The organism is Hamadaea sp. NPDC051192 (assembly GCF_040682475.1).
Lineage (GTDB): Bacteria > Actinomycetota > Actinomycetes > Mycobacteriales > Micromonosporaceae > Hamadaea > Hamadaea flava.
In genome coordinates this window covers 1-21617 of record NZ_JBFBAZ010000102.1, presented here as the reverse complement: position 1 = coordinate 21617, position 21617 = coordinate 1, and the positions used below count along the sequence as shown (strand labels likewise).

The window sequence follows — 21617 nt, the reverse complement described above, 5'->3', positions numbered from 1 at the left end:
TCCTTTGGCTCGCATGAGCCGATCACCTTCTCCTTCTCTCGCACATGCCCGCGCGTGTGGTTCTTTGCGTGCCGAGCGAGCCCCTCGATCGGCGGTCCCGCAGTGCGGCTACCTGCGGTTTCGCGGTGGTTCCCCGGCGGCGCGCCCTCGGGCGTTCGGCGCAGGGGCCGCGAAGTCTTCGATGGGTACGCCGAAAGCAGCACCCGGATACGGGTAAGCCCGTCCGGCCCCACGCCGCGGACATGGCAGGCGAGGGCCGGACGGGCTGACGAGTGGACTAGCTGGTGGCGGCGCGCCGCGAGCGGCGGGCGTTGCGCAGTTGCCCGACGGCGACGATGACGAAGGCGACCGCGAACATCGCCGTGGCGATCGCGTTGACCTGCGGCGGAATGCCCCGCTGGTTGGCGCCCCAGACGAACAGCGGGAAGGTGCGAACCGGGCCGCTGTTGAAGGTCGTGATGATGTAGTCGTCGAAGGAGAGCGAGAAGCTCAGCAGAGCCGCGCTGACGATGCCGGGCATGACCAGCGGCAACGTGACACGGCGGAAAGTGGCCCAGGGGCTGGCGTAGAGGTCCATCGCCGCCTCCTGCAGCCGGGGATCGAGCCCCGCCAACCGCGCCTTCACCGTCACCACCACGAACGACACACAGAACATCACGTGTGCGATCACGATAGTCGGCAGCCCGGGGTCGACGCCAGTACCCAGGAAGAGTGTCAGCAGCGAGGACCCCATGACGATCTCGGGCGTGGCCATCGGGAGGAAGATCAGCACGTTCACCGCGGAGCGCCCGAGGAAGCGGTGGCGCACGAGCGCGAAGGCGATGAGCGTACCGAGGATCGTCGCGATGACCGTGGCGATGGCCCCGATCCGGAGGCTGACCCCGAGCGAGCCGCACATGTCGTCGGCCCCGCTGCAGATGTTCGCCCAGTTGTTCAGCGTCCAGTGCACGCCGGAGTCGTCGAGCAGGTAGGTCGTCTTGTTGGAGGTCGGCTGGTTGAACGACAGCAACGCGATGACGGCGATCGGCAACGCCAGGTACGCCAGGACCACCAGCCCGACGCCCATGACCCAGTGGTCGGCGACCCAGCGACGGAAGCGGCGCATCACACCACCTCGTCCGTGCCGGAGATCGCGACGTAGAGGCCGACCAGCACGAGGATGCCCGCCATCAGGGTGAACGAGAGCGCCGCCGCGACCGGGATGTCGCCGACCCGCAGGTACTGCGACTGGATCACGTTGCCGATCATCGTGGTCGACGGGCTGCCGAGCAGCTCGGCGTTGATGTAGTCGCCGGCCGCCGGGATGAAGGTCATCAGGGTCCCGGCGACGACGCCCGGCATCGACAGCGGCAGGGTCACCCGGAAGAAGGACTTGATCGGGTGGGCGTACAGGTCGCCGGCCGCCTCGAGCAGCCGGGGATCGAGCTTGCCGAGGGAGGCGTAGAGCGGCAGGACCATGAACGGCAGGAAGTTGTAGGTCAGCCCGGCGATCACCGCGAACGGGGTGGCCAGCAGCCGGTCGTCCGGGCCGAAGAACGGAGTCAGCCGGAGCGCGTCCATCACCCAGCCCTGGTCGGACAGGATCGTCTTCCAGGCGAGCGTACGCACGAGGAAGCTGGTGAAGAACGGGGCGATGACGGCGATGAGCATCAAATTCCGCCAGCGGCCCGCCTTCAGCGCGATCGCGTACGCCAGCGGATAGCCGATCACCAAGCAGGCGACCGTCGCGATCAGCGAGTACGCCAGCGACCGGACGAACTGGTCGGAGTAGGTGCTGATGCCGTCGGTGAAGTTCTGCCAGCGCCAGGTCAGCTCGTAACCGTCCTCCAGGCTGCCGGCCGGATCCCACAGGGTCGACTGGGCGAGCATCGCGATCGGGATGGCGAAGAAGATCACCAGCCAGAGGCCGCCCGGGAAGAGCTGGAGGTAGGGCACCCACCAGCGCCGTTTCGCGCCCGCCACCGGTTCGGCCGCGGGCTGGTAGGTCGGGCCGCCCTCCGAGGTGGTGGCGATGACGGCGGTCACGCCGGTTCCGGCGTGGAGTCGGGCGCGAGCAGGAACGAGGGTTCCGGCGTGGTGTCGGGCGCGAGCAGGAACGAGTGCGCCGGATGCCAGTGCAGGGTCACCTCGGAACCCGGCGCCAACGGGCCGCCCGTCCCGGAGTTCGGGGCGAAGACGGCCAGCTCGTCGCCCCACGGCGCACGCACGAGGTACTGCGTCGACACCCCGACGTAGGAGGAGTCCGTGATGACCCCGGGCACCGCGTTGTGCCCTTCCGGGACCCCCTCGACCGACAAGTGCAGCTTCTCTGGGCGTACCCCTAGAAGAGCGGGACCAGAGGTGAGACGCGACCGGGCCGCGGGCACCGCGAACCGCGAGCCGTGTGCCTCGACCGCGACGTCCTCCCCCGACGGGCCGTACGCCCGCGCGGTGAGCAGGTTGGACTGCCCGAGGAAGTTGGCGACGAACGCGCTGCCCGGGAACTCGTAGATCTCGGTGGGCGTGCCCAGCTGCTCGATCCGCCCGGCGTTCATCACGGCCACGGTGTCGGCCATCGTCATGGCCTCCTCCTGGTCGTGCGTGACGTGCACGAAGGTCAGGCCGACCTCGGTCTGGATCCGCTTCAGCTCGATCTGCATCTGGCGGCGCAGCTTCAGGTCGAGCGCGCCGAGCGGCTCGTCGAGCAGCAGCACCTGCGGATGGTTGACGAGCGCGCGAGCCAGCGCGACCCGCTGCTGTTGCCCACCGGAGAGCTGGGCCGGCCGGCGCTGGCCGTAGTCGGCCAGTTGCACCAGCTCCAGCATCGCCTGGACGGCCGGCTTGATCTCGGCCCGCTTGACCTTGCGCTGCTGGAGCCCGAAGGCCACGTTCTGCTCGACCGTCATGTGCGGGAAGAGCGCGTAGCTCTGGAAGACGGTGTTGACCGGCCGCTGGTAGGGCCGCAGCCGGGTGATGTCCTGCCCGCCCAGGGTGATCACGCCCGCGGTCGGCTCGTCCAGCCCCGCCACCATCCGCAGCGTGGTGGTCTTGCCGCAGCCGGACGCCCCGAGCAGGGCGAAGAAGGACCCCTCCGGGATCTGGAGGCTGACGTCGTCGACCGCGGTGACCGCGCCGAAGCGCTTGGTCACCGCGGTCAGGGTGAGTCCACCGGTGGCGGGGGCGGTCATCCGGTCTCAGGCCCCGATCACGGCGCGGAACTTACGCTCGTAGTCCTTGCGGACGTCCTCGTCGACCGTCATGAACGGGTGCGCCTTGGCCAGCTCGGCGTCCGTCGGGAAGATGAAGTTGTCCTCGACCAGCTCGGCGTCGACGGCCTTCATGGCCTCCTGGGCGCCGGCGACCGGGCAGATGTAGCTCACCCACGCCGCGACCTCGGCCGCCACCTTCGGGTCGTAGTAGTAGTCGATCAACGACATCGCGTTGCTGGCGTGGGTCGAGCTGATCGGGATGAGCATGTTGTCCGACCAGTACAGCTGGCCCTCCTCGGGGATGACGTACTCGACGTTCCCCTCGGTCGCGAGCACGTCGCCGGACCAGCCGATACAGGCGGCGATGTCGCCCTTGGCCAAGTCCTGCAGGTAGTCGTTGCCGGCCACGCGGCGGATGTGCCCGGAGTCGACGGCCTTCTTCAGCTTCTCGAGCGCGGCGTCGTAGTCGGCCGAGGTGAAGTTCGCCGGGTCCTTGCCGAGCGACAGCAGGATCAGGCCCATGGTGTCGTTCAGCTCGGTCATCACCGCGACCTTGCCCTTGAGGTCGGACCGGGTCAACAGCTCCTCGACGCTCTTGACCGGGGTCTTGACGACCTTGGTGTTGTAGCCGATGCCGGTGAAGCCGGACTGCCACGGCGCGGCGTACACGTTGTCGGGGTCGTAGCTGCGGCCCTTCAGCGACGGCAGGAGGTTCTTCTGGAACGCCGTCACCTTGGTCGGCTCGAACTTCGCGACCTGATTCGCCTTGATCATCCGGGCCGACAGCCAGTCGGTGAAGACGATGAGGTCGGGCTCGATCGGCTTGCAGTCGGCCAGCTGCGCGCGGATCTTGCCGTAGAACTCGTCGTTGTCGTTGATGTCCTCGCGGTAGGTCACGTCGATGCCGGTCTTGGCCTTGAACGCGTCCAGCGTGGGGTGCTTGCCCGTCTTCTCGTCGAGGTCCAGGTACTCGACCCAGTTCGAGAAGACCAGCTTGCGCTCCTGCGCCGACACATCGGTGACCGTGCAGGCCGGGGCGGCGCTGCTCGCCGAGGAGGTCGGGTTCTTGGCCTTGGTGCCACAGGCGGCCAGGGCTCCACCGGTCAGGGCCAAGGCACCGCCGGCGGCCACGCCACGCAGCAACCCGCGCCGGGTCGGCATGACGTCGAGCAGCGCTTTCGCCTCCGGGGACAGAGGCTTACGGGAAGACGAGCGCATCTGAGGTTCCTTCTCTACGGCAGTGCGGGGGCTCACGAAATATAGTGCCCTCCCCGAGCCCGGCGGTAACTCCGGCGAATGTCCAACATCACGTGCTTGACCTGCACGGAAGCCCCATCGGGATTCCGTCGTCGTTCTCGACTTCCACAACGGATTACGCGAGAATCTTGGTTCAGGATTGCGGTTTCTTCGTTCGACTCGGCCCTGGAGGTTCGATGGCGGTTCGGCAACACCTCGACAACGCCCACCACGCGCTGCTTGACGACGTCGCCAAGCAGATCATCGCCCAGTTGCAGGAGGACGGCCGCCGTCCGTACGCGACGATCGGGCGCGCGGTCGGGCTCTCCGAGGCAGCCGTCCGCCAGCGGGTTCAACGGCTGATCGACGCGGGCGTGATGCAGATCGTCGCCGTCACCGACCCGCTCCAGCTGGGGCTGGGCCGGCAGGCCATGGTCGGCGTGAAGACGACCGGCGACCTGGAGGCGATCGCCGACCAGATCGCGGCCATCGACGAGGTGGACTACGTCGTGATCACCGGCGGCTCGTTCGACATCCTGCTGGAGGTCGTGGCGGGGGACGACGACCACCTCCTGGCCATCATGCAGCGCGTACGCGCGGTCGACGGGGTCAGCAGCGCGGAGATCTTCGTCTACCTCAAGCTGCGCAAGCAGACCTACACCTGGGGCGCGTGATCCCTTCGGATTTCGTGGTGATCTTTGTGTGTTGCCACGGTTTCAGTTGCCACTACCGGCGATGGTATGCGATAACCGTCGCATGGGAAACCCGACCGACCACCTTTGGATGCACTTCACCCGCATGGGCGCGTACGCCGAATCGGCCGTGCCGACGATCGTCCGCGGCGACGGCTGCTACGTCTGGGACACCGACGGCAAGCGCTACCTCGACGGGCTGGCCGGGCTCTTCGTGGTCAACGCCGGGCACGGCCGCCAGGAGCTGGCCGAGGCGGCGGCCAAGCAGGCGAGCGAACTGGCCTACTTCCCCCTCTGGTCGTACGCCCACCCCAAGGCGGTCGAGCTGGCCGAGCGGATCGCCGGCCTCGCCCCGGGCGACCTGAACCGGGTCTTCTTCACGACCGGCGGCTCCGAGGCGGTGGAGAGCGCCTGGAAGCTCGCGCGGGCGTACTTCAAGCGCGTCGGGCAGCCGCTCCGGCACAAGGTGATCAGCCGCTACGTCGCGTACCACGGGACGTCCATGGGCGCGTTGAGCCTCACCGGGGTGCCGCCCTTCAAGGTGGACTTCGAGCCGCTGGTGCCGGGCGCGATCAAGGTGCCCAACGCCAACTTCTACCGCGCCCCCGAGTTCTGCCGCGACGACGAGGAGGAGTTCGGGCGCTGGGCGGCGGACGAGATCGAACGGGCCATCCTCCGGGAAGGGCCCGAGACGGTGTGCGCGGTGTTCCTGGAGCCCGTCCAGAACGCCGGTGGCTGCCTTCCCCCGCCGGCCGGGTACTTCCAGCGCGTACGCGAGATCTGCGACCGGTACGGCGTACTGCTGGTCTCGGACGAGGTCATCTGCGCCTGGGGCCGGCTCGGCAGCTACTTCGGCGCCCAGCGGTACGCGTACCAGCCGGACATCATCACCACGGCGAAGGGCCTGACCTCGGGGTACTCCCCGCTCGGCGCGATGATCGCGGCGGACCGGCTGATCGAGCCGTTCCTGGGCGACAAGCAGATGTTCGCCCACGGGATCACCTTCGGCGGGCACCCGGTCAGCTGCGCGGTGGCCCTCGCCAACCTGGACCTCTTCGAGCGGGAGGACCTCGTCGGCCACGTCGCCGCGACCAGCGACGCGTTCCGGGCCACCCTGAGCCGGCTGCACGACCTGCCGATCGTCGGCGACGTACGCGGCGACGGCTACTTCTTCGGCATCGAGCTGGTCAAGGACAAGACGACCCGGGAGAGCTTCAGCGACGCCGAGTCGGAGCGGATCCTGCGCGGCTTCCTGTCCCACGCGCTGTACGACGCCGGGCTCTACTGCCGGGCCGACGACCGAGGCGACCCGGTGGTGCAGCTGTCCCCGCCGCTCATCGCGGAGCAGCAGCAGTTCGACGAGATGGAGCAGATCCTCCGCAGCGTCCTGACCGACGCCTGGTCCCTCCTCTAGCGGGGGCGGGACTCTAGCGGGAGGCGCGACTCTAGCGGGAGGCGGGACGGGCGGGTTACTGGATGTCGTCGGGGCTCATTCCGAGCAGGTTGGCGACCTGCTCGACGACCACGTCGCGGACCAGTTCGGCGAGGTCGTCCCGGTCGCCCGCCCGGAACTCCAGCGGACGCCGATAGACGACGATCCGCGGCGGTACGCCGTGCCGCCCCGGCCGGCCGGGCAGCAGCCGGGCCAGCGGCACCGAGCCGTCTTCGAGCACGTCGGAGTCGTAGACGTTGAGGTCCGGCGGCACGTCCTCGACGGCGAACTCGACGCCGGCCAGCTCTTTGCTGTACTGCCGTTCGAGGCCCTCGACCGTGTCGAGCACCAGGTCGTCGAAGATCTCGGCCTTCGTCCGGGACATCGGCACGCTGGCCGGGACCAGTCGGCCCCGGAGGCCGCGGCCGTGCCGATCGCGTCGCGCACGCGAGCGGCGGGCGCGGGGATGGCGGGGATCGGTCACGCAGCTACCCTAGCTTGACCGGTCGGCTGACCGAGAGCGAGTTCACCCACAGCGTTCTCCGCGTGTCGGGGCCATGACGGAGTGCGAGAAGCGCTAACGTCAGCGGCCGTGAGGTCACCGCGACGCTGTTCTCGCAACGGATGCCCCAGACAGGCAGTTGCGACGCTGACCTATGTCTATTCGGACTCTACGGCAGTTGTCGGGCCTCTTGCGATAAATCCGGAACCGCACACGTACGACCTCTGTGAGACGCACGCGCGGAACTTGACGGCACCTCGCGGCTGGCAACTCGTCCGGCACGACGGCGAATTCGAGACGCCGCCACCGACGACGGATGACCTGGTCGCCCTAGCCGAGGCGGTACGCGAGGCGGCCCGGCCGGCCACGCGGATCGCCGAAGACGGCACTCCCCTGCCCCCCACCCCGGGTCGTCGCGGACACCTCCGCGCCGTCCCACCGCCGAACTGACGGAACCGCCGAGACGAATTCGCCGAATCGGCGAAGTCGCCGAACCGACGAAAATCACCGAACCGGCAAAGCTTGACGAAGCCGCACGCCTGACGGGACCTGCCCGACTGGCGGAACCTACCCGGCTGACGAGTCCGCTTAACCGAAACGCGAACCGGGCGCCCCCATGACGAGGACGCCCGGCCCGGACGAATATCAAGCTGCGCGGCGCTTCAGCTTCCGACGCTCGCGTTCGGACAGTCCACCCCAGATGCCGAAACGCTCGTCGTGGCCCAGTGCGTACTCCAGGCACTCCGATTTGACCTCACAGCGTGAGCAGATCCTCTTCGCCTCGCGCGTCGACCCGCCCTTCTCCGGGAAGAAAGCCTCCGGATCGGTCTGCGAGCACAGTGCACGCTCCTGCCACTCCGGCGCATTGCCGAGCAGATCGGCGACGACGGGTCGGCCGTCCATCGCACCAGCCTCCTTCACCTGCGCCGGACCGGCCGGCGCATCCCCCCTCTTGCCCTGTTGCGGTGATCCACTCGTACCACGAACTGGAAGCCGTGGTCTGGTGGTCGCCCCAGAACAACCCCTGAGAATTACACGCAGTTCGCGTCGGCATCGTCAAGGACAACGGTCCGTTCAGGGCCGTTCGTACCGGGGCATCCCGCCACTGCCCTATCGGTTCGCCGACCCGATTGGTTACGCCCTCTCGGCGTGTCGTACCAAGAAATTCTGATCCGGCGGCGCAAACTGGCGCACCTTACATAGGAGTCAACGAATAAGTGGTGTTCCGCTGACGCGCGGGACGTCCGATTGTGGCCGCGATGGCGTGCAGTTGCTCGACCGTACGCGCGGAACCGTGCTCAGACCCGGCCATCCGCGAGATGGTCTCCTCCATCAGCGTTCCGCCGAGGTCGTTGCAGCCGCCCTGAAGCATCGCCGCGGTGCCCTCGTCGCCGAGCTTGACCCACGAGCACTGAATGTTGGGTATCCGACCGTGCAAGAGGATCCGGGCCATCGCGTGGACCGCGCGGTTCTCCCGCCAGGACGCTCCGGCGCGGGCGATGCCGGCGAGGTAGATCGGGGCGTTGGTGTGGACGAACGGCAGCGCCACGAACTCCGTGAAGCCGCCGGTGTCGTCCTGGATCCCGGCCAGCACACGGAAATGGCCCAGCCAGTGTCCAGGGTGGTCGACATGTCCGTACATCATCGTGGCCGAGCTGCGGATGCCCAGCCGGTGCGCGGTGGAGACGACGTCGATCCAGGCCGCCGCGGGCAGCTTGCCCTTGGTCAGGACCCATCGGACCTCGTCGTCGAGGATCTCGGCGGCCGTGCCGGGAATGGTGTCGAGCCCAGCCTCGCGCAACCGCGCCAGCCAGTCGTGGACGGACACGCCGGCCTTGGCGGCACCGGTGACGATCTCCATCGGGGAGAAGGCGTGGACATGCAACCCCGGTACCCGTTCCTTGATCATTCGAATCAGGTTCGGGTAGATCTCCACCGGAAGTCTCGGGTCGATGCCGCCTTGCAGGCAGACTTCGGTCGCGCCGAGCCGGGCCGCTTCCTCGGCGCGGTCCGCGACCTCGTCCACGCTGAGCCGGTAGGCGTCGGCGTCGCGCTCCCGTTGCGCGAACGCGCAGAACCGGCAGCCGACGTAGCAGACGTTGGAGAAATTGATGTTCCGGTTGACCACATAGGTCACGTCGTCGCCGACGGCCTCGCGCCGCCAGCGGTCCGCGATCGCGGCCAGCTCGTCCAGCCGCTCACCCTCCGCGGCGAACAAGGCCAGGGCCTCGCTCTGATTCCGCGGGTCCAGCAGGCTCGCGGGGTCGCTCGCGGCCCGTCTCAGTCCCGCCGCCAACTCCGGGTACGCCGAAAGCAGCGGCACTGCTGACAGACCGTCGCGCAGCACCGTTTCTTGCAGCACAGTCCAGTCGCCGTAGACGTCGTCGAAGTCGGACCGGCGGTCGCCGGTGCGCCCCTCGTCGTCGACCGCCGCGTACAGGTCGGTGCGGCCGGCCGAGAACACCTCCTCCGGCTCCTGCCACGGCCGCCCGACCGGGCGGGCCTCCTCCCGGGCGAGCCCGGTCGCCGGATCGGCCAACGCGGCCACGTGACCGTGCAGGCGCGGATCCAGCCACGGTTCGCCGGCCAACCCGCGTCGGGCGTACCCGGGGTAGATGGTCAGGCGCTCGCGGAGCTGGAAGCCGGCCGCGGCCGTATGCCGCGCGAGTGTGTCGATGAGCGGCCACGGGCGTTCCGGGTTGACGTGGTCGGCGGTGACGGGTGAGACGCCGCCCCAGTCGTCGATGCCGGCCCGCAGCAGCAGCTCGAAGTCGCCCGCCGCCTCGACCAGGTTGGGCGGGGCCTGGATGCGCGTCTTGGGGCCGCAGACCAGTCGCGTGACCGCGATGGTCGCGGCGAGGTCGAGCATCTCGGCGTCCGGCGCCGACCGCATGGCGGTGTCCGGCTTGGCGCGGAAGTTCTGGATGATGAGTTCCTGGATGTGGCCGTATTCGCGGGCGACGCGGCGCATGGCGAAGATCGCGTCGACGCGCTCTTCCAGCGTCTCGCCGATCCCGATGAGGATGCCCGTGGTGAACGGCACACCGACCCGACCGGCGTCCTCGAGGACGCGCAGCCGGACGGCCGGCTCCTTGTCGGGCGAGCCGTAGTGCGGGCCGCCCGGCTCGGACCACAACCGCGTCGCGGTGGTCTCCAGCATCATCCCCATGCTCGGCGCGACCGGCTTGAGCCGTTGCAGATCCGCCCAGCTCAGTACGCCCGGATTGAGGTGCGGCAGCAGCCCGGTCTCCTCCAGCACCGCGATCGCCGACGCGCGTACGTAGTCCAGTGTGGAGTCGTAGCCGCGCTCGTGCAGCCAGTCCCGGGCGGCCTCCCACCGGTCCTCGGGCCGGTCGCCGAGCGTGAACAAGGCCTCCTTACAGCCCTGTTCGGCCCCCTGCCGGGCGATCTCGAGAACCTCGTCGCGCTCCAGGAACGGGCTCGGCACGCGATGCGGGACGGTGGCGAAGGTGCAGTAGTGGCAACGATCACGGCAGAGCCGGGTCAGCGGGATGAACACCTTCTTGGAGAACGTGACGACCCCCGGCCGGCCCGCCTCGGCCAGCCCAGCGTCGCGTACGCCCCCGGCGACGGCCAGCAAGGCGTCCAAGTCCTCGCCCCGAGCGCCGAGCAGGACTTCGGCCTCGGCCCGATCGAGCTGCCTCCCCTCGCGCGCCCGATGGAGCGCGCGCCGTATGCCTGAGGATCCCCCTGAAGATTGCGCCACGAGGGGCAGCCTACTGCCGTTGGACACTCGGCACCCCTACCGGTGCAGGCCCGGCCGACCGATTCGGTGACGTGAGAGAGGATGGCACCATGCGCATGACGGTGATCGCCGGTGGCATCGGCGGAGCTCGTTTCCTTCAGGGCGTTCGGGCGTACGCCCGGACGATCGGCGGCGAGGTGACCGCGATCGTCAACGTCGGCGACGACGTGACCCTCCACGGCCTGCGGATCTGCCCCGACCTCGACTCGGTGATGTACACCCTGGGCGGCGGCAACGACGCCGAACGCGGCTGGGGCCGGGCGAAGGAGACCTGGACGGTCAAGGAGGAGCTGGCCGCGTACGGGCTGGGCCCGGAGTGGTTCGGGCTCGGTGACCGGGACATCGCCACCCACCTGACCCGGAGCGTCATGCTCACGGCGGGCTACCCGTTGTCCCAGGTCACCGAGGCGCTCAACCGGCGCTGGCAGCCCGGCGTACGGATGATCCCGGCGACCGACGACAAGGTCGAGACGCACGTCGTGATCTCCGCCGCTGACGCCGCCGACCAGGGCCTGGTGACCTCGGAGACGGCCACCGCCGCACTGGAGGGCGGCGAGTACGCCATGCACTTCCAGGAGTGGTGGGTCCGCTATCGGGCCGGCATCCCGGCGAAGAAGTTCGTCTTCGTGGGCTCCGAACAGGCCGCGCCCGCGCCCGGCGTGGTCGACGCGCTGACCGACGCCGACGTCGTCCTGATCGCGCCGTCCAACCCGGTGGTCTCCGTCGCGCCGGTGCTCGCCATCCCCGGCGTACGCGCGGCGCTGCTGGCCGCCCGGGGTCCGGTGGTCGGGGTGTCTCCCATCATCGCCGGGGCGCCCGTCCGGGGCATGGCCGACAAGTGCCTGGCCGCGATCGGGGTCGACTGCACGGCTCAGGCCGTGGGCGGGGCGTACGGCGCCCGGGGTTCGGGCGGCATCCTCGACGCCTGGCTGGTCGACACCAGCGACGCCGGGATCGTCGTCCCCGGCGTTACGGTCCGATCGGCTCCACTATGGATGACCGACGAGGAGGCCACCGCCGCCATGGTCCGCGCCGCCCTGACCGCCGGAGGTGTCGCGTGACCCTCCCCGACGGCGGTTACGCCGTTCTCCCGATTCGCGGCATTCCCGAGGTACGCCCCGGCGACGACCTCGCCGCGCTGATCATGCGGGCCGCGCCCTGGTTGCAGGACAACGACGTGCTGGTGGTCACCAGCAAGATCGTGTCGAAGGCCGAGGGTGCGCTCGTCCCCGTCCCGACCGAGGGACCCGACCGGGAAGCCGCCCGGGAGGCGGCGCTGCAATCGCAGACGGCGCGGGTCGTCGCCACCCGTGGGCATACCCGGATCGTGCAGACCCACCACGGCTTCGTCATGGCCAGCGCCGGCATCGACGCCTCCAATGTGGAGCGCTCGCAGCTGGTGCTGCTGCCCAAGGACCCGGACGCGTCCGCCCGCTCCCTGCGGTCCGACCTGCTCGAACGCGGGCTCGACGTCGCCGTGATCGTCTCCGACACGATGGGCCGCCCGTGGCGGAACGGCCTCACGGACGTCGCCCTCGGCTCGGCCGGGCTGGAGCCGCTGCGCGACCACCGAGGCGAGACCGATCCGCACGGCAACCAGCTGCACATCACCCAGATGGCCGTGGTGGACGAGCTGGCGGCCGCGGCCGAGCTGGTCAAGGGCAAGATCGACCAGGTACCGGTGGCGGTGATCCGGGGCTACCTGACCGCCACGACGGCAGACAGCGTGCCGGTGGTGCCGACCCTCGTCCGGGACGCGGCCAACGACCTCTTCTCGCTCGGCACCGCCGAGGCGATCGAACTCGGCCGCACCACCCCGCTCTCCTGACGGCTGCCTTCGGCGCTTCTCTCGACGGCTGCCTTCGGCGCTTCTCTCGACGGCTTCCTTCGGCGCTGGATCACGGATCTCGGTCGAATCTTGGTCCAAGATTCGACCCGGAACCCTGATCCAGCGCGGACAAAACGGGCGCGGAGGGCGGCGCGGAATGTCCGTCAGGCTTCGAGGAGGCTGCGGCCGAGCACGGTCGGCAGATGCCGGACGCGGTTGCCCTCCCGGACGCTCATCACCAGGCCGGAGTCCCGCAGCACGGTGAGGTGCTGGCTGGCCGAGGCGGGCGAGATGGCCAGCTTCTTGGCGACCTCGCCGGTCGTCGAGCCGTGCACGATCGCCTCGAGCACGGCGGCTCGCGTACGCCCGATCAGCTCGCTCAGCGCCTTCGGCCGGCTCAGCTCGCCGCCCGCCCGATCGATCGGGTAGACGAGCACGGGCGGCAGGGCTTCGTCGACGAGGGTGATCGGGCGACCCGGCGCCTTGAAGAACGAGGGGATCAACGTCAGGCCGCGGCCGTTCAGATGTAGCTCGCGTTCACCCCGGTAGGACTCGATCTCGATCGCGTCGCCGGTCCAGCGGGCACCCACGCTCAGCCCGGCCAGGAGCCCGTCGACCCCCTCGTGGGCCAACAGTCGGCGACGCTGCACGAGGTCGGATTCGACCGCTGTGCGTACGCGGGACCAGATGGGGTCGAGGGCGACCTCCCGGTAGCGGACGAGCGACCGGCGCAGCCCGCTCATCCCACCGGCTCCGACCAGGTCGGTCGCCGCCGGTGACGGCCGAGCGTGCCGGGCGAGCAGGTCGAGGTCGCGCCGGACCAGCCGATGGGACGTCCGCAGCAGGGCGTCGACTCCGGCGGAGAACCCGGTCCGGCCCTCGGCCGGGGTGAGGAAGTCGGGGAAGTAGCCGACCGGCGGGTTCAGTTCGAGCAGCAGATCGACTTCGGCTCGATCCTGGCCGCCCATCACCAGGCGGTCACCAACAGTTCGTCGCCAGTCACCCAGAGTAAGGTCCGGACGGCGCGATCGCAGCAGGTGGATGCTCAGACTGAGCTCCCACAGCGGGTCCGGCGCCGAGGCAAGCCGCGTACGCGCGAGGTCGGCGCCGGTGAAGTGGATCCGCAGCATCTTCCACCAGCCGGACGGGGGCGTTGAAGAAAGACTCTACCCACCCACCGACCAGGGTGTTTCGGCCAGGACTGAAAGACGGTGATCTGACAGGAACCCTTACGGCAGGATGTCGGGACGGCGGGGACACGGGCGATCGGTGATTCGGGGGAACACCGCTCGCTCGTGAACCTGCCCGCGACGGTGGCGTCAGAGCACCTCGGAGCCACGCTCCTTGAGGGAGTCCACCAGCTTCTTGACCTCCTGCGCCCGATCCCGCGGGCACACCAGGACGGCGTCCGGGGTGTCGACGATGATCATGTCGCGTACGCCGAGCGCGGCGACGATCCGGCCGGTGGTCGGGATGATCAGGCTGTCCGCCACATCGTGCAGGATCACGCCTTCCTTGACCGCCACGTCGTCGTCGGCGTCGCTGCGCTCACCCAGGATCACGTTGCCGTCCCGGTCCGGCGGCAGCACCTCGCACAGAGTGTGGAAGTCGCCGACGTCATGCCAGCCGAAGTCGCCCGGCACCGTGCCGACCAGGCCCTGCGCCGCCGCGCCCTCCATCACCGCGTAATCCACCGAGATCTTCGGCAGCTCCGGCCAGATCTCGAGCAGCGCCCGCTCCCGGTCGTCGGTGTCCCAGGCGGCGGCGATCTTCGTCAGGCCCGCGTACAGCTGCGGCTGCTGCCGGCTCAGCTCCGCCAGGAACACGTCGGTACGCCAGACGAACATGCTCGCGTTCCAGAAGTAGCGGCCGGAGGCGACGTATTCCTCGGCCACTTCCTGTGAGGGCTTCTCCTTGAACTCGACGACCCGGCTGATCGAACCGGAGACGACCTCGCCGCAGTGCAGGTAGCCGTAGCCGGTCTCGGGATGGGTCGGCTGGATGCCGACCGTCATCAGCAGACCCTGCTCAGCCCCGACCACTGCCTGCCGCACGACGTCGACGAAGACTGCCTCATCGCGTACCAGATGGTCGGCGGCGAAGGAACCCATCACCGCACCGGGCGCGCGGAGCTGGATCACCGCGGCGGCCAGCCCGATCGCCGCGCACGAGTCGCGTGGCGACGGTTCCACGAGGATGTTGGCCTCGGGCACGTCCGGGAGCTGGCGGGCGACCGACGTGGCGTGCGCGGCCCCCGTGACGACCAGGGTGTCCGCGGGCGGCGACAACGGCGCGAGCCGCGACACGGTGGCCTGCAGCAACGTCGCGGCCGTCCCGGTCAGGGGGTGCAGGAACTTGGGGTTCGCGGCCCGCGACAGGGGCCACAACCGAGTTCCACTGCCCCCGGCGGGGATGACGGCATGCAACATCGCGCCATTCTCCGTGGTCCGACCATCCGCCATGCGGCTCCCTCCAGGGCAGTAATCTTCGCCTCACGGTGGGCAGCGCCCAACGGCCTCCCCACCGGCGCGTTCACCAGCTCGCGGCCGCAGCACAGCGCTCGGCGCGAGACGGTTTTCGCGTCGTGGCCCACAATTTACGCGGTTTTGCCCTATCTCGCAGCTCGGGACCAAGCGGCCAGATGCGCCTCGGCACTCGCCGCCCAGGTGAACTCCTTGGCCCGGGCGAGCCCGGCCTGCGCCAGGGTAACGCGGCGAGCTTGGTCCTCCAGCAACGCGAGCAGATCCTTGGCGATCCGATCCGGATCCTCGCCGGTGTACGCCACCGCGTCGCCGCCGACCTCGGGCAGGGAGAGCCGCGGCGTGGTCAGCACCGGCGTCCCGCAGGCCATCGCCTCCAGCACGGGCAGGCCGAAGCCCTCACCATGGCTCGGGTACGCCGCCACCGCCGCCCCGCCCAGGAAACCGGGGAGGTCGGCGTACCGGAGATAGCCGGGACGCAGCAGGCGCAGGTGGGCCGGCACCTCGGCGACGGCCCGATCGATCTCGTCGTCGTGCCCGGAACCGCCGGCGATCACCAACGCGGGCGGGTTGGGCAGCTCCTTCACCGCCAGCACCCAGCCGCGGATCAGGTTCGGCACGTTCTTCCGCGGCTCCTTCGCGCCGAGGAAGGCGAGATAGTCGCCCGCGCCGAGCCCCAGACGGGCGCGTACGCGAGCCTTCTCGGACTCCGACGGCACGTGGAACGCCTCCGGGTCGACCCCGTGGTACGCCACGTCGATGCGCGTGGGATCGGCGTCGAGCAGCCGGATCAGCTCGTCCCGGGTGGCCTTGCTCGGCACGATGACCCGGGCCGCCCGGCGCAGCGACGTCTTGATCGCGCTGCGGAAGAAGGTCCGCTTCGCGGCGTCGTAGTGCTCGGGCTCGGTGAAGAAGGTCGCGTCGTGCACCGTCACCGTGACCGGGCAGGTCGCGCGCAACGGGCAGGTGTAGAAGGGCGAGTGCAGGACGTCGGCGCCGAGCTGCTGAGCCAGCAGCGGGAGGCCGGTCTGCTCCCAGGCCAGCCGGGCCGGGCGATGCGCGACCGCCGCCGGCGCGCCGACGACGTCGGCGAGCGGCAACATCCGCTGGTATCGCTCCACGTCGGTGCGCTGGGCGACGACGCTGATGCCCTCGGTGTCGACCAGGGCGCCGAGCAGACCGTCCAGGTAGCGCCCCACCCCGCCCCGGTCGGCTGGAACGCTGGTGGCGTCGACGAGCACGCGGGCCACTGTCACTCCTTCGCCGGCGGCGCTATGAAATCGCTGTGTTGGCAATCGCTGTGCGCCGCATCACAGATGTCGGCTCTACCTTACGCCCGCACGTCGACGGTTGCGGGTCCGCGACGCGACACCTGGCTGAAGTGCGTGAGTTAGCGTGACCATGTGTCGACGATGTCCTCCGCCTTCCTGGCAGCCGTTTCCGCCGATCCGGCGCGTCCCCTGCTCACCTGGTACGACGACGCCACGGGCGAACGGACAGAACTCTCCGGTGCGACCCTCGCCAACTGGGTGTCCAAGACCGCGAACCTGCTGGTCGACGGCTGCGGCCTCGGCCCCGGGGCGAATGCGGCGATCGAGCTGCCCCCGCACTGGCAGACCGCGGCGCTCTACCTGAGCGTGTGGACGGCCGGACTCTCCATCTCGGCCGAGTCGCCACTGGACGTCGCCTTCGTCAGCCCAGGTGAGACCGCTGACGCGCCGGACGTCTTCGCGGTCGGGCTGCACCCCTTCGCCCTGCCCGTACGCGACCTGGCCCCGGGCGTACAAGACTGGGTGTCGTCCGCGCGTGTCCACGGCGACCACTACAGCGGGCCACACCCGGCCGGCACGGATCTCGCTCTCGGCACATTCACGCACGACTCACTCGTCTCATTCGCGTCCACCCGGGCCGCAGCAATGGGGCTCATCGCCGGATCCCGCGTCCTCCTGGCCATCGAGGACCACCCCGACGTGGTCGACTGGCTCGTGGCTCCGCTCGTCGCCGGCTGCACTCTCGTGTTGTCCGCCCACACCGACGCTTCCTCCACTTTGGAGAGGCGTGCGGCGGTGGAACGGGCCGTGCTCGTCCCCCGCCTGTCGCACTGACCCGTGGCAGACCGCCCCATGGCGGCGCGGTCTGCCTTCATGATCACGCCGAACCTCGCTTTACGGATCAGCGTGGCTTCAGCGTGTCCGGGTCGATCAGCACGGTCGGCTCCTCGCCGGCCTTCGCGGACTCAGCGCCCGAAGTCTCCGACTTCGGTGCCTCAGCGTTCGGTGGCTCCGGCTTCGGCGTGGGCTCCGTCAACTCTTCCTCGAGGCGCGGAATCGAGATCTCCTGGTCGGCCGCCCGATCCCGCGTCGGCACCGGCGGCGCAGTCAACGCAACAGAAGGCGGCGCGACCGACGCCGGCGCAGTGGATGGCGGCGGAGTGGATGGCGGCGCAGCAGGCGTCGGCGCAGCCTGAGCAGGCGGCGTCACGGGCGCATCAGGCGTCGGCCCACCCGGGACAGCGGCAGGCGTCGGCGCAACGGGTGCGGATGGCACGACAGGCGCGGGAGACGTCGGCACGGACGAGGCAGTCGGCGCAACCGGCGCAGGGGGCGTCTGCGCGGCCGGTGCGGTGGGCGTCGCCGCTGAAGGCATCGGTGCGCTGAAGGTCGGCGCGACAGGCGCGGGAGACGTCGGCACGGACGGGGCAGGTGGCGCGACAGGCGTCGGCGCAGCCGGTGCGACCGGTGCACTAGGCGTCGGTGCGGACGGAGCAGATGGCGCAACGGGCGCGGTAGGTGCCGACGCAGCCGGTGCACCGGACGTCGGTGCGGGCTGGGCAAGCGGCGCAACAGGTGCGGGCTGGGAAGGCGGCGCGACGGAGGCGGCGGGTGGCGCAGCAGGGCCCGGGGGCACGGGCTGAGTAGCCGCAGCGGACGGAATCACGACGGTCGCGGCAGCGGACGCCGTCGGCAACACGGGCGGCGTCGGCATCCCCGGCTGCGGTGAAGCCACAGGCCGCGGCGAAGTCACGGGCGGCGGTGGCACCGCGACTGGGGCGGCGTACCGGGGGTAGTGGAGCGTCGGCGGGCCCACGTCCGGCATCTGTTCGGTCACCGGCTCGGGTTGCGTGGCGTACCGGGTCGGGGCGTACGCCGACGGCGGTTGCTGAGGCGGATACGCCTGGTACGCGACCTGCGCAGCGGGCCGGATGTCGTAACGGCTCCACCGGCGAGGACTGGCCAGCGTCGCGAGCAACGGGACGGCCAGCAGTACGCCGAGCCCGGAGCTGCCGATCACGTCGATGCCGAGGATCTCCACTCCGAGCAGGTTGAACCGCGCTCCGATGTCGTCGAGGACCCGCTGGTAGCTGACCGGGTCCACCAGCGGCCAGGCCGGCATGCCCAGGAAGAAGAATCCGGCCAGCGCCGGGCCGACCGGCGACAGCCGGGCCATCACGAGGACGGCGTACACGATGCCGCCGACGACCAGGGTGGCCAGGGCCAGCACGATTGCCAGCGGTCGCGCGTCCACGCCGCGCTGGGTCGCCTGCCCGAAAGCGCTGAGTCCCAGGCCGGTCAGCAGATACACGATCGGCGCGAGGATCAGGGCGAGCAGGAACGAACCGAGATGACGCATGCTCGGGCCTCCAGGTCGGGTGTGGTCAGCGGATCGGCGGCGGCGCCCACGGTCCCGTCAGCGACGGCGAGCCCGGAGGTTCGGGCGTCGTCGGCGACGCGGCCGGGACAGCCGGGGCGGCCGTGGCCGGGGTGTCGGCGGGGAACGGCCGCCAGGCCGCGACCGCGTCGATACGTCCAGTGTCGACGACTGGTTCAACGGGAGACGCCACCGGAGGGAATTTCGGGCGGCCACGCCACCGGCTCGGGCTCGCCGCCGCCAGGAGCAGTGCGACTCCGCTGATGAACAGGACGGGTGAGTAGACGCCCACCCAGGGCACGACGGTCACGCCTTCGGCCAACCGGAATCCGAGCGAGTCCAGAGGTACTCCGACGCCGAAGAGGGTGGCCAGGAGGCGGGGTGCGACGAGCAGGAGTCCGGCGACGATCGGACCGACGGGAGAGGTCCGCAGACAGGCCAGCGCACCGAGTAGGAGCCCCATCGCGCAGTAGATGCCAGTCTGCACTCCGGTCGTGTCAGCCCAGACCTCGACGTGGAAGTGGATCGAGGCCAACTCCACCAGCATGGGCGCGACGATCAGCCCGGCGAGGAGGCTCCAGACGTGACGCATGCGCGCAGGCTACTCGCGCGTTCGAGCGCCGAACATCCCACATAAGTCGGCCCATGGCGATGTATGGCGGAGCCATCTCACCACCGTGCGGCTGGGTGGAAGGATGCGGCAAGATGGGCGGGCCAGGTCAACGATGACCTCGGGCGGGAGGAGTAGATCATGACCACGATCCTGTGGCGGCCGCCTGCGGACGTCCGGCAGACGTCCCGGATCGGCGACTATCTGCGGTGGCTGTCGGCCGGGCAGGGCCGGGAGTTCGGGGCGTACGCGGATGTGTGGCAGTGGTCGGTCGACGATCTGCCCGGGTTCTGGCGGTCGATCTGGGACTACTTCGACGTCGTGGCCCACAGCGAACCCACCGAGATCCTGTCGGGCGGCTACACCATGGGCGCTCCCTTCGGCCCCGGTACGCCGTTCGGCCCGACCGGGACGTGGTTCCCCGGCGCTCGGCTGAACTATGCGGAGAACGTCCTGCGGATGCCGGGTGTGGCCGGTGACGCCCCGATCGTCCTGGGTCAGTCCCAGAGCCGGGAGCCGATCGAGTACACCGCCGACCAGCTCCGTGACCAGGTCCGCCGGGCCGCCGCCGGGTTGCGCCGACTGGGCGTCGAACCCGGTGACCGCGTGGCCGCGTACCTGCCGAATGTGCCGGAGGCGCTCGTCCTGCTGCTGGCGACCGCGAGTCTGGGGGCGATCTTCACCTCGTGCGCGCCGGAGTTCGGCACGCGGAGCGTGACCGATCGATGGACCCAGATCTCGCCGGTGGTACTCGTGGCGGTGGACGGCTACCGCTACGGCGACAAGTTGGTGGACCGCCGGGCCGAGGTGGCCGGGATTCGTGCCGCCCTCCCGTCGGTACGCGCCACCGTCGGGCTCGACTACGCCGGCCAGGGCCTGGACGCCGAGCTGAGCTGGGCCGAGCTGACCGCCGACACCGACGAGCCGCTGAGCTTCACCCCGGTCGCGTTCGACGAGCCGCTCTACATCCTCTACTCGTCCGGCACGACCGGGCTGCCGAAGCCGATCGTCCACGGGCACGGCGGCATCCTGCTGGAGCATCTCAAGATGCTGGCGCTGCACCACGATCTCGGTCCGGGCGACCGGATGTTCTGGTTCAGCACGACCGGCTGGATGATGTGGAACTACCTGGTCTCCGCCCCGGCGGTCGGGTCCGCCATCGTGATGTTCGACGGCAACCCCGGCTGGCCCGATCTCGGCGCGCTGTGGCGCATGGCGGAGCAGACTCAGACGACGTTCTTCGGCACGTCCGCCCCGTTCCTGCTGGCCTGCCGCAAGGCCGGGCTGTCGCCGAAGGACGAGGCGGACCTGAGCCGGCTCAAGGGACTCGGCTCGACCGGCGCTCCACTGCCGCCGGAGGGCTTCCGCTGGGTCTACTCCGACGTGTCCGACACGCTCCAGTTGCAGTCGTTGTCCGGTGGGACCGACGTCTGCACCGGCTTCGTCGGCAGCACGCCGCTCAACCCGGTCTACGAGGGCGAGATCGCGGCGCGCTGCCTCGGGTCGCGGGTGGAGGCGTACGACCCGACGGGGCATCCGGTGCTCGGCGAGCTGGGTGAACTGGTGATCTCCGCGCCGATGCCCAGCATGCCGGTCGGGTTCTGGGGCGACGACGACGGCAGCCGCTACCGGGAGGCGTACTTCGACGTCTTCCCCGGCGTGTGGCGCCACGGCGACTGGGTCACCATCACCGACCACGGCAGTTGCGTCATCACGGGGCGCTCCGACGCCACCCTCAACCGCGGCGGGGTCCGGCTCGGCACGGCCGAGTTCTACTCCGTGGTCGAGGCGCTGGACGAGGTCGTCGACTCGGTCGTGGTCCATCTCGAGGACACCGAGGGCGGCGCGGGCGAACTGCTGCTCTTCGTCGTGCTCTCCGACGGCTTGGAGCTGGACGACGCGCTGCGCGCCAAGATCGCGCGCGAGCTGCGTACCGCGCTCTCGCCCCGGCACATCCCGGACGCGATCTACCAGGTCACGGCCGCGCCGCGCACCTTGTCCGGGAAGAAGCTCGAGGTCCCGGTCAAACGCATCCTCACTGGTACGCCGGTCGACCGCGCGGCGGCGAAGGGTGCGTTGGCCAATCCCGAGTCGTTGAGCGCGTTCGAGAAGCTCGCCCGCGACCGCCCCCACTGACCCCGTCTGGTTGCAGATCACGGATACGCAGGCCAAATCAGCCGGTGGATTCAGGGGGTGGTCGCAACACCTTGGTTGATTCGAGGTGTTGTTGATGGC

The 21617-nt window shown here is 69.8% G+C and carries 19 protein-coding genes; 7 read left to right on the top strand and 12 right to left on the bottom strand.

The features are described 5' to 3' along the window. Positions 1-277: 277 nt before the first annotated feature. The 4 genes from AB0M47_RS31035 to AB0M47_RS31020 are packed head-to-tail and all read right to left on the bottom strand — an operon-like array spanning position 278 to position 4406. A complete protein-coding gene (locus AB0M47_RS31035) occupies positions 278-1105 on the bottom strand; it encodes an ABC transporter permease (RefSeq protein WP_363420304.1) in 828 nt (275 codons plus the stop codon). Further along, positions 1105-2025, bottom strand: a complete 921-nt coding sequence (locus AB0M47_RS31030) for an ABC transporter permease (protein WP_363420302.1) — start codon at positions 2023-2025, stop codon at positions 1105-1107. Before AB0M47_RS31030 ends, AB0M47_RS31035 begins: the two co-directional genes overlap by 1 nt. Next, a complete protein-coding gene (locus AB0M47_RS31025; RefSeq protein WP_363420300.1) occupies positions 2022-3167 on the bottom strand; it encodes an ABC transporter ATP-binding protein in 1146 nt (381 codons plus the stop codon). Before AB0M47_RS31025 ends, AB0M47_RS31030 begins: the two co-directional genes overlap by 4 nt. Before the next feature lie 6 nt (positions 3168-3173). Beyond that, complete coding sequence (locus tag AB0M47_RS31020) at positions 3174-4406, bottom strand: spermidine/putrescine ABC transporter substrate-binding protein (protein ID WP_363420298.1); 1233 nt, start codon at positions 4404-4406, stop codon at positions 3174-3176. 215 nt (positions 4407-4621) lie between these two features. On the opposite strand from AB0M47_RS31020, the gene AB0M47_RS31015 reads away from it, so the two are divergent. Next, positions 4622-5098 (top strand): Lrp/AsnC family transcriptional regulator, encoded by a 477-nt coding sequence (locus tag AB0M47_RS31015; RefSeq protein ID WP_363420296.1) that lies wholly within the window; start codon positions 4622-4624, stop codon positions 5096-5098. A gap of 82 nt (positions 5099-5180) precedes the next feature. Then, positions 5181-6530: an aspartate aminotransferase family protein gene (locus AB0M47_RS31010; RefSeq protein WP_363420294.1), complete on the top strand. Its 1350-nt coding sequence runs from the start codon at positions 5181-5183 to the stop codon at positions 6528-6530. Positions 6531-6585: 55 nt separating this feature from the next. Here the strand turns inward: AB0M47_RS31010 and AB0M47_RS31005 are convergent, their stop codons facing one another. Next, positions 6586-6933, bottom strand: a complete 348-nt coding sequence (locus AB0M47_RS31005) for a metallopeptidase family protein (RefSeq protein ID WP_253763818.1) — start codon at positions 6931-6933, stop codon at positions 6586-6588. Between the two features lie 207 nt (positions 6934-7140). Between AB0M47_RS31005 and AB0M47_RS31000 the strand changes: the two genes are divergently transcribed. Beyond that, entirely contained in the window at positions 7141-7500 is a 360-nt protein-coding gene (locus AB0M47_RS31000; protein WP_253760160.1) for a DUF3499 domain-containing protein, read from the top strand. Positions 7501-7695: 195 nt separating this feature from the next. Here the strand turns inward: AB0M47_RS31000 and AB0M47_RS30995 are convergent, their stop codons facing one another. Together AB0M47_RS30995 and AB0M47_RS30990 are read right to left on the bottom strand one after the other, a co-directional pair. Next, positions 7696-7953: a WhiB family transcriptional regulator gene (locus tag AB0M47_RS30995; protein ID WP_253760159.1), complete on the bottom strand. Its 258-nt coding sequence runs from the start codon at positions 7951-7953 to the stop codon at positions 7696-7698. A 292-nt stretch (positions 7954-8245) separates the two neighbouring features. Then, positions 8246-10786 carry a bifunctional FO biosynthesis protein CofGH gene (locus AB0M47_RS30990; RefSeq protein ID WP_363420314.1) on the bottom strand — a complete coding sequence of 847 codons (2541 nt, stop codon included), beginning with the start codon at positions 10784-10786 and terminating at the stop codon, positions 8246-8248. An 80-nt stretch (positions 10787-10866) separates the two neighbouring features. On the opposite strand from AB0M47_RS30990, the gene cofD reads away from it, so the two are divergent. Next, positions 10867-11877 (top strand): 2-phospho-L-lactate transferase, encoded by a 1011-nt coding sequence (gene cofD / locus AB0M47_RS30985; protein WP_363420292.1) that lies wholly within the window; start codon positions 10867-10869, stop codon positions 11875-11877. Then, positions 11874-12644, top strand: coding sequence for a coenzyme F420-0:L-glutamate ligase (locus AB0M47_RS30980; RefSeq protein WP_363420290.1), 771 nt, complete (start codon positions 11874-11876; stop codon positions 12642-12644). The genes cofD and AB0M47_RS30980 overlap by 4 nt, the downstream gene beginning before the upstream one ends. A gap of 164 nt (positions 12645-12808) precedes the next feature. Here the strand turns inward: AB0M47_RS30980 and AB0M47_RS30975 are convergent, their stop codons facing one another. The 3 genes from AB0M47_RS30975 to AB0M47_RS30965 form a co-directional block, all read right to left on the bottom strand. Further along, positions 12809-13774 carry a DUF5937 family protein gene (locus AB0M47_RS30975; protein WP_363420288.1) on the bottom strand — a complete coding sequence of 322 codons (966 nt, stop codon included), beginning with the start codon at positions 13772-13774 and terminating at the stop codon, positions 12809-12811. A gap of 189 nt (positions 13775-13963) precedes the next feature. Then, positions 13964-15073 carry a mannose-1-phosphate guanylyltransferase gene (locus AB0M47_RS30970; RefSeq protein WP_363420287.1) on the bottom strand — a complete coding sequence of 370 codons (1110 nt, stop codon included), beginning with the start codon at positions 15071-15073 and terminating at the stop codon, positions 13964-13966. A 182-nt stretch (positions 15074-15255) separates the two neighbouring features. Then, positions 15256-16365, bottom strand: a complete 1110-nt coding sequence (locus AB0M47_RS30965) for a glycosyltransferase family 1 protein (RefSeq protein WP_253763816.1) — start codon at positions 16363-16365, stop codon at positions 15256-15258. Positions 16366-16536: 171 nt separating this feature from the next. Here AB0M47_RS30965 and AB0M47_RS30960 point away from each other — a divergent pair, with 171 nt between their 5' ends. Next, on the top strand, positions 16537-17229 hold the full coding sequence (locus AB0M47_RS30960; RefSeq protein WP_363420313.1) for a TIGR03089 family protein: 693 nt from the start codon (positions 16537-16539) through the stop codon (positions 17227-17229). A 67-nt stretch (positions 17230-17296) separates the two neighbouring features. Here AB0M47_RS30960 and AB0M47_RS30955 read toward each other — a convergent pair whose 3' ends face one another. Both AB0M47_RS30955 and AB0M47_RS30950 read right to left on the bottom strand, forming a co-directional pair. Further along, on the bottom strand, positions 17297-18754 hold the full coding sequence (locus AB0M47_RS30955; RefSeq protein ID WP_363420285.1) for a hypothetical protein: 1458 nt from the start codon (positions 18752-18754) through the stop codon (positions 17297-17299). Positions 18755-18779: 25 nt separating this feature from the next. After that, positions 18780-19364, bottom strand: a complete 585-nt coding sequence (locus AB0M47_RS30950) for a hypothetical protein (RefSeq protein ID WP_363420283.1) — start codon at positions 19362-19364, stop codon at positions 18780-18782. 159 nt (positions 19365-19523) lie between these two features. Between AB0M47_RS30950 and AB0M47_RS30945 the strand changes: the two genes are divergently transcribed. Continuing rightward, positions 19524-21518 (top strand): acetoacetate--CoA ligase, encoded by a 1995-nt coding sequence (locus AB0M47_RS30945; protein WP_363420281.1) that lies wholly within the window; start codon positions 19524-19526, stop codon positions 21516-21518. Positions 21519-21617: the final 99 nt, after the last annotated feature.

Excerpts from the sequence above, each read along its gene's own strand:
- cofD (WP_363420292.1), top strand. The coding sequence starts at position 10,867 with ATGCGCATGACGGTGATCGCCGGTGGCATCGGCGGAGCTCGTTTCCTT.
- AB0M47_RS31035 (WP_363420304.1), bottom strand. The coding sequence starts at position 1,105 with ATGCGCCGCTTCCGTCGCTGGGTCGCCGACCACTGGGTCATGGGCGTC.
- AB0M47_RS30960 (WP_363420313.1), top strand. The coding sequence starts at position 16,537 with ATGTCCTCCGCCTTCCTGGCAGCCGTTTCCGCCGATCCGGCGCGTCCC.
- AB0M47_RS30975 (WP_363420288.1), bottom strand. The coding sequence starts at position 13,774 with ATGCTGCGGATCCACTTCACCGGCGCCGACCTCGCGCGTACGCGGCTT.
- AB0M47_RS30995 (WP_253760159.1), bottom strand. The coding sequence starts at position 7,953 with ATGGACGGCCGACCCGTCGTCGCCGATCTGCTCGGCAATGCGCCGGAG.
- AB0M47_RS31015 (WP_363420296.1), top strand. The coding sequence starts at position 4,622 with ATGGCGGTTCGGCAACACCTCGACAACGCCCACCACGCGCTGCTTGAC.
- AB0M47_RS31020 (WP_363420298.1), bottom strand. The coding sequence starts at position 4,406 with ATGCGCTCGTCTTCCCGTAAGCCTCTGTCCCCGGAGGCGAAAGCGCTG.
- AB0M47_RS30955 (WP_363420285.1), bottom strand. The coding sequence starts at position 18,754 with ATGCGTCATCTCGGTTCGTTCCTGCTCGCCCTGATCCTCGCGCCGATC.
- AB0M47_RS31010 (WP_363420294.1), top strand. The coding sequence starts at position 5,181 with ATGGGAAACCCGACCGACCACCTTTGGATGCACTTCACCCGCATGGGC.
- AB0M47_RS31025 (WP_363420300.1), bottom strand. The coding sequence starts at position 3,167 with ATGACCGCCCCCGCCACCGGTGGACTCACCCTGACCGCGGTGACCAAG.
- AB0M47_RS30970 (WP_363420287.1), bottom strand. The coding sequence starts at position 15,073 with ATGTTGCATGCCGTCATCCCCGCCGGGGGCAGTGGAACTCGGTTGTGG.
- AB0M47_RS30950 (WP_363420283.1), bottom strand. The coding sequence starts at position 19,364 with ATGCGTCACGTCTGGAGCCTCCTCGCCGGGCTGATCGTCGCGCCCATG.
- AB0M47_RS30945 (WP_363420281.1), top strand. The coding sequence starts at position 19,524 with ATGACCACGATCCTGTGGCGGCCGCCTGCGGACGTCCGGCAGACGTCC.
- AB0M47_RS31005 (WP_253763818.1), bottom strand. The coding sequence starts at position 6,933 with ATGTCCCGGACGAAGGCCGAGATCTTCGACGACCTGGTGCTCGACACG.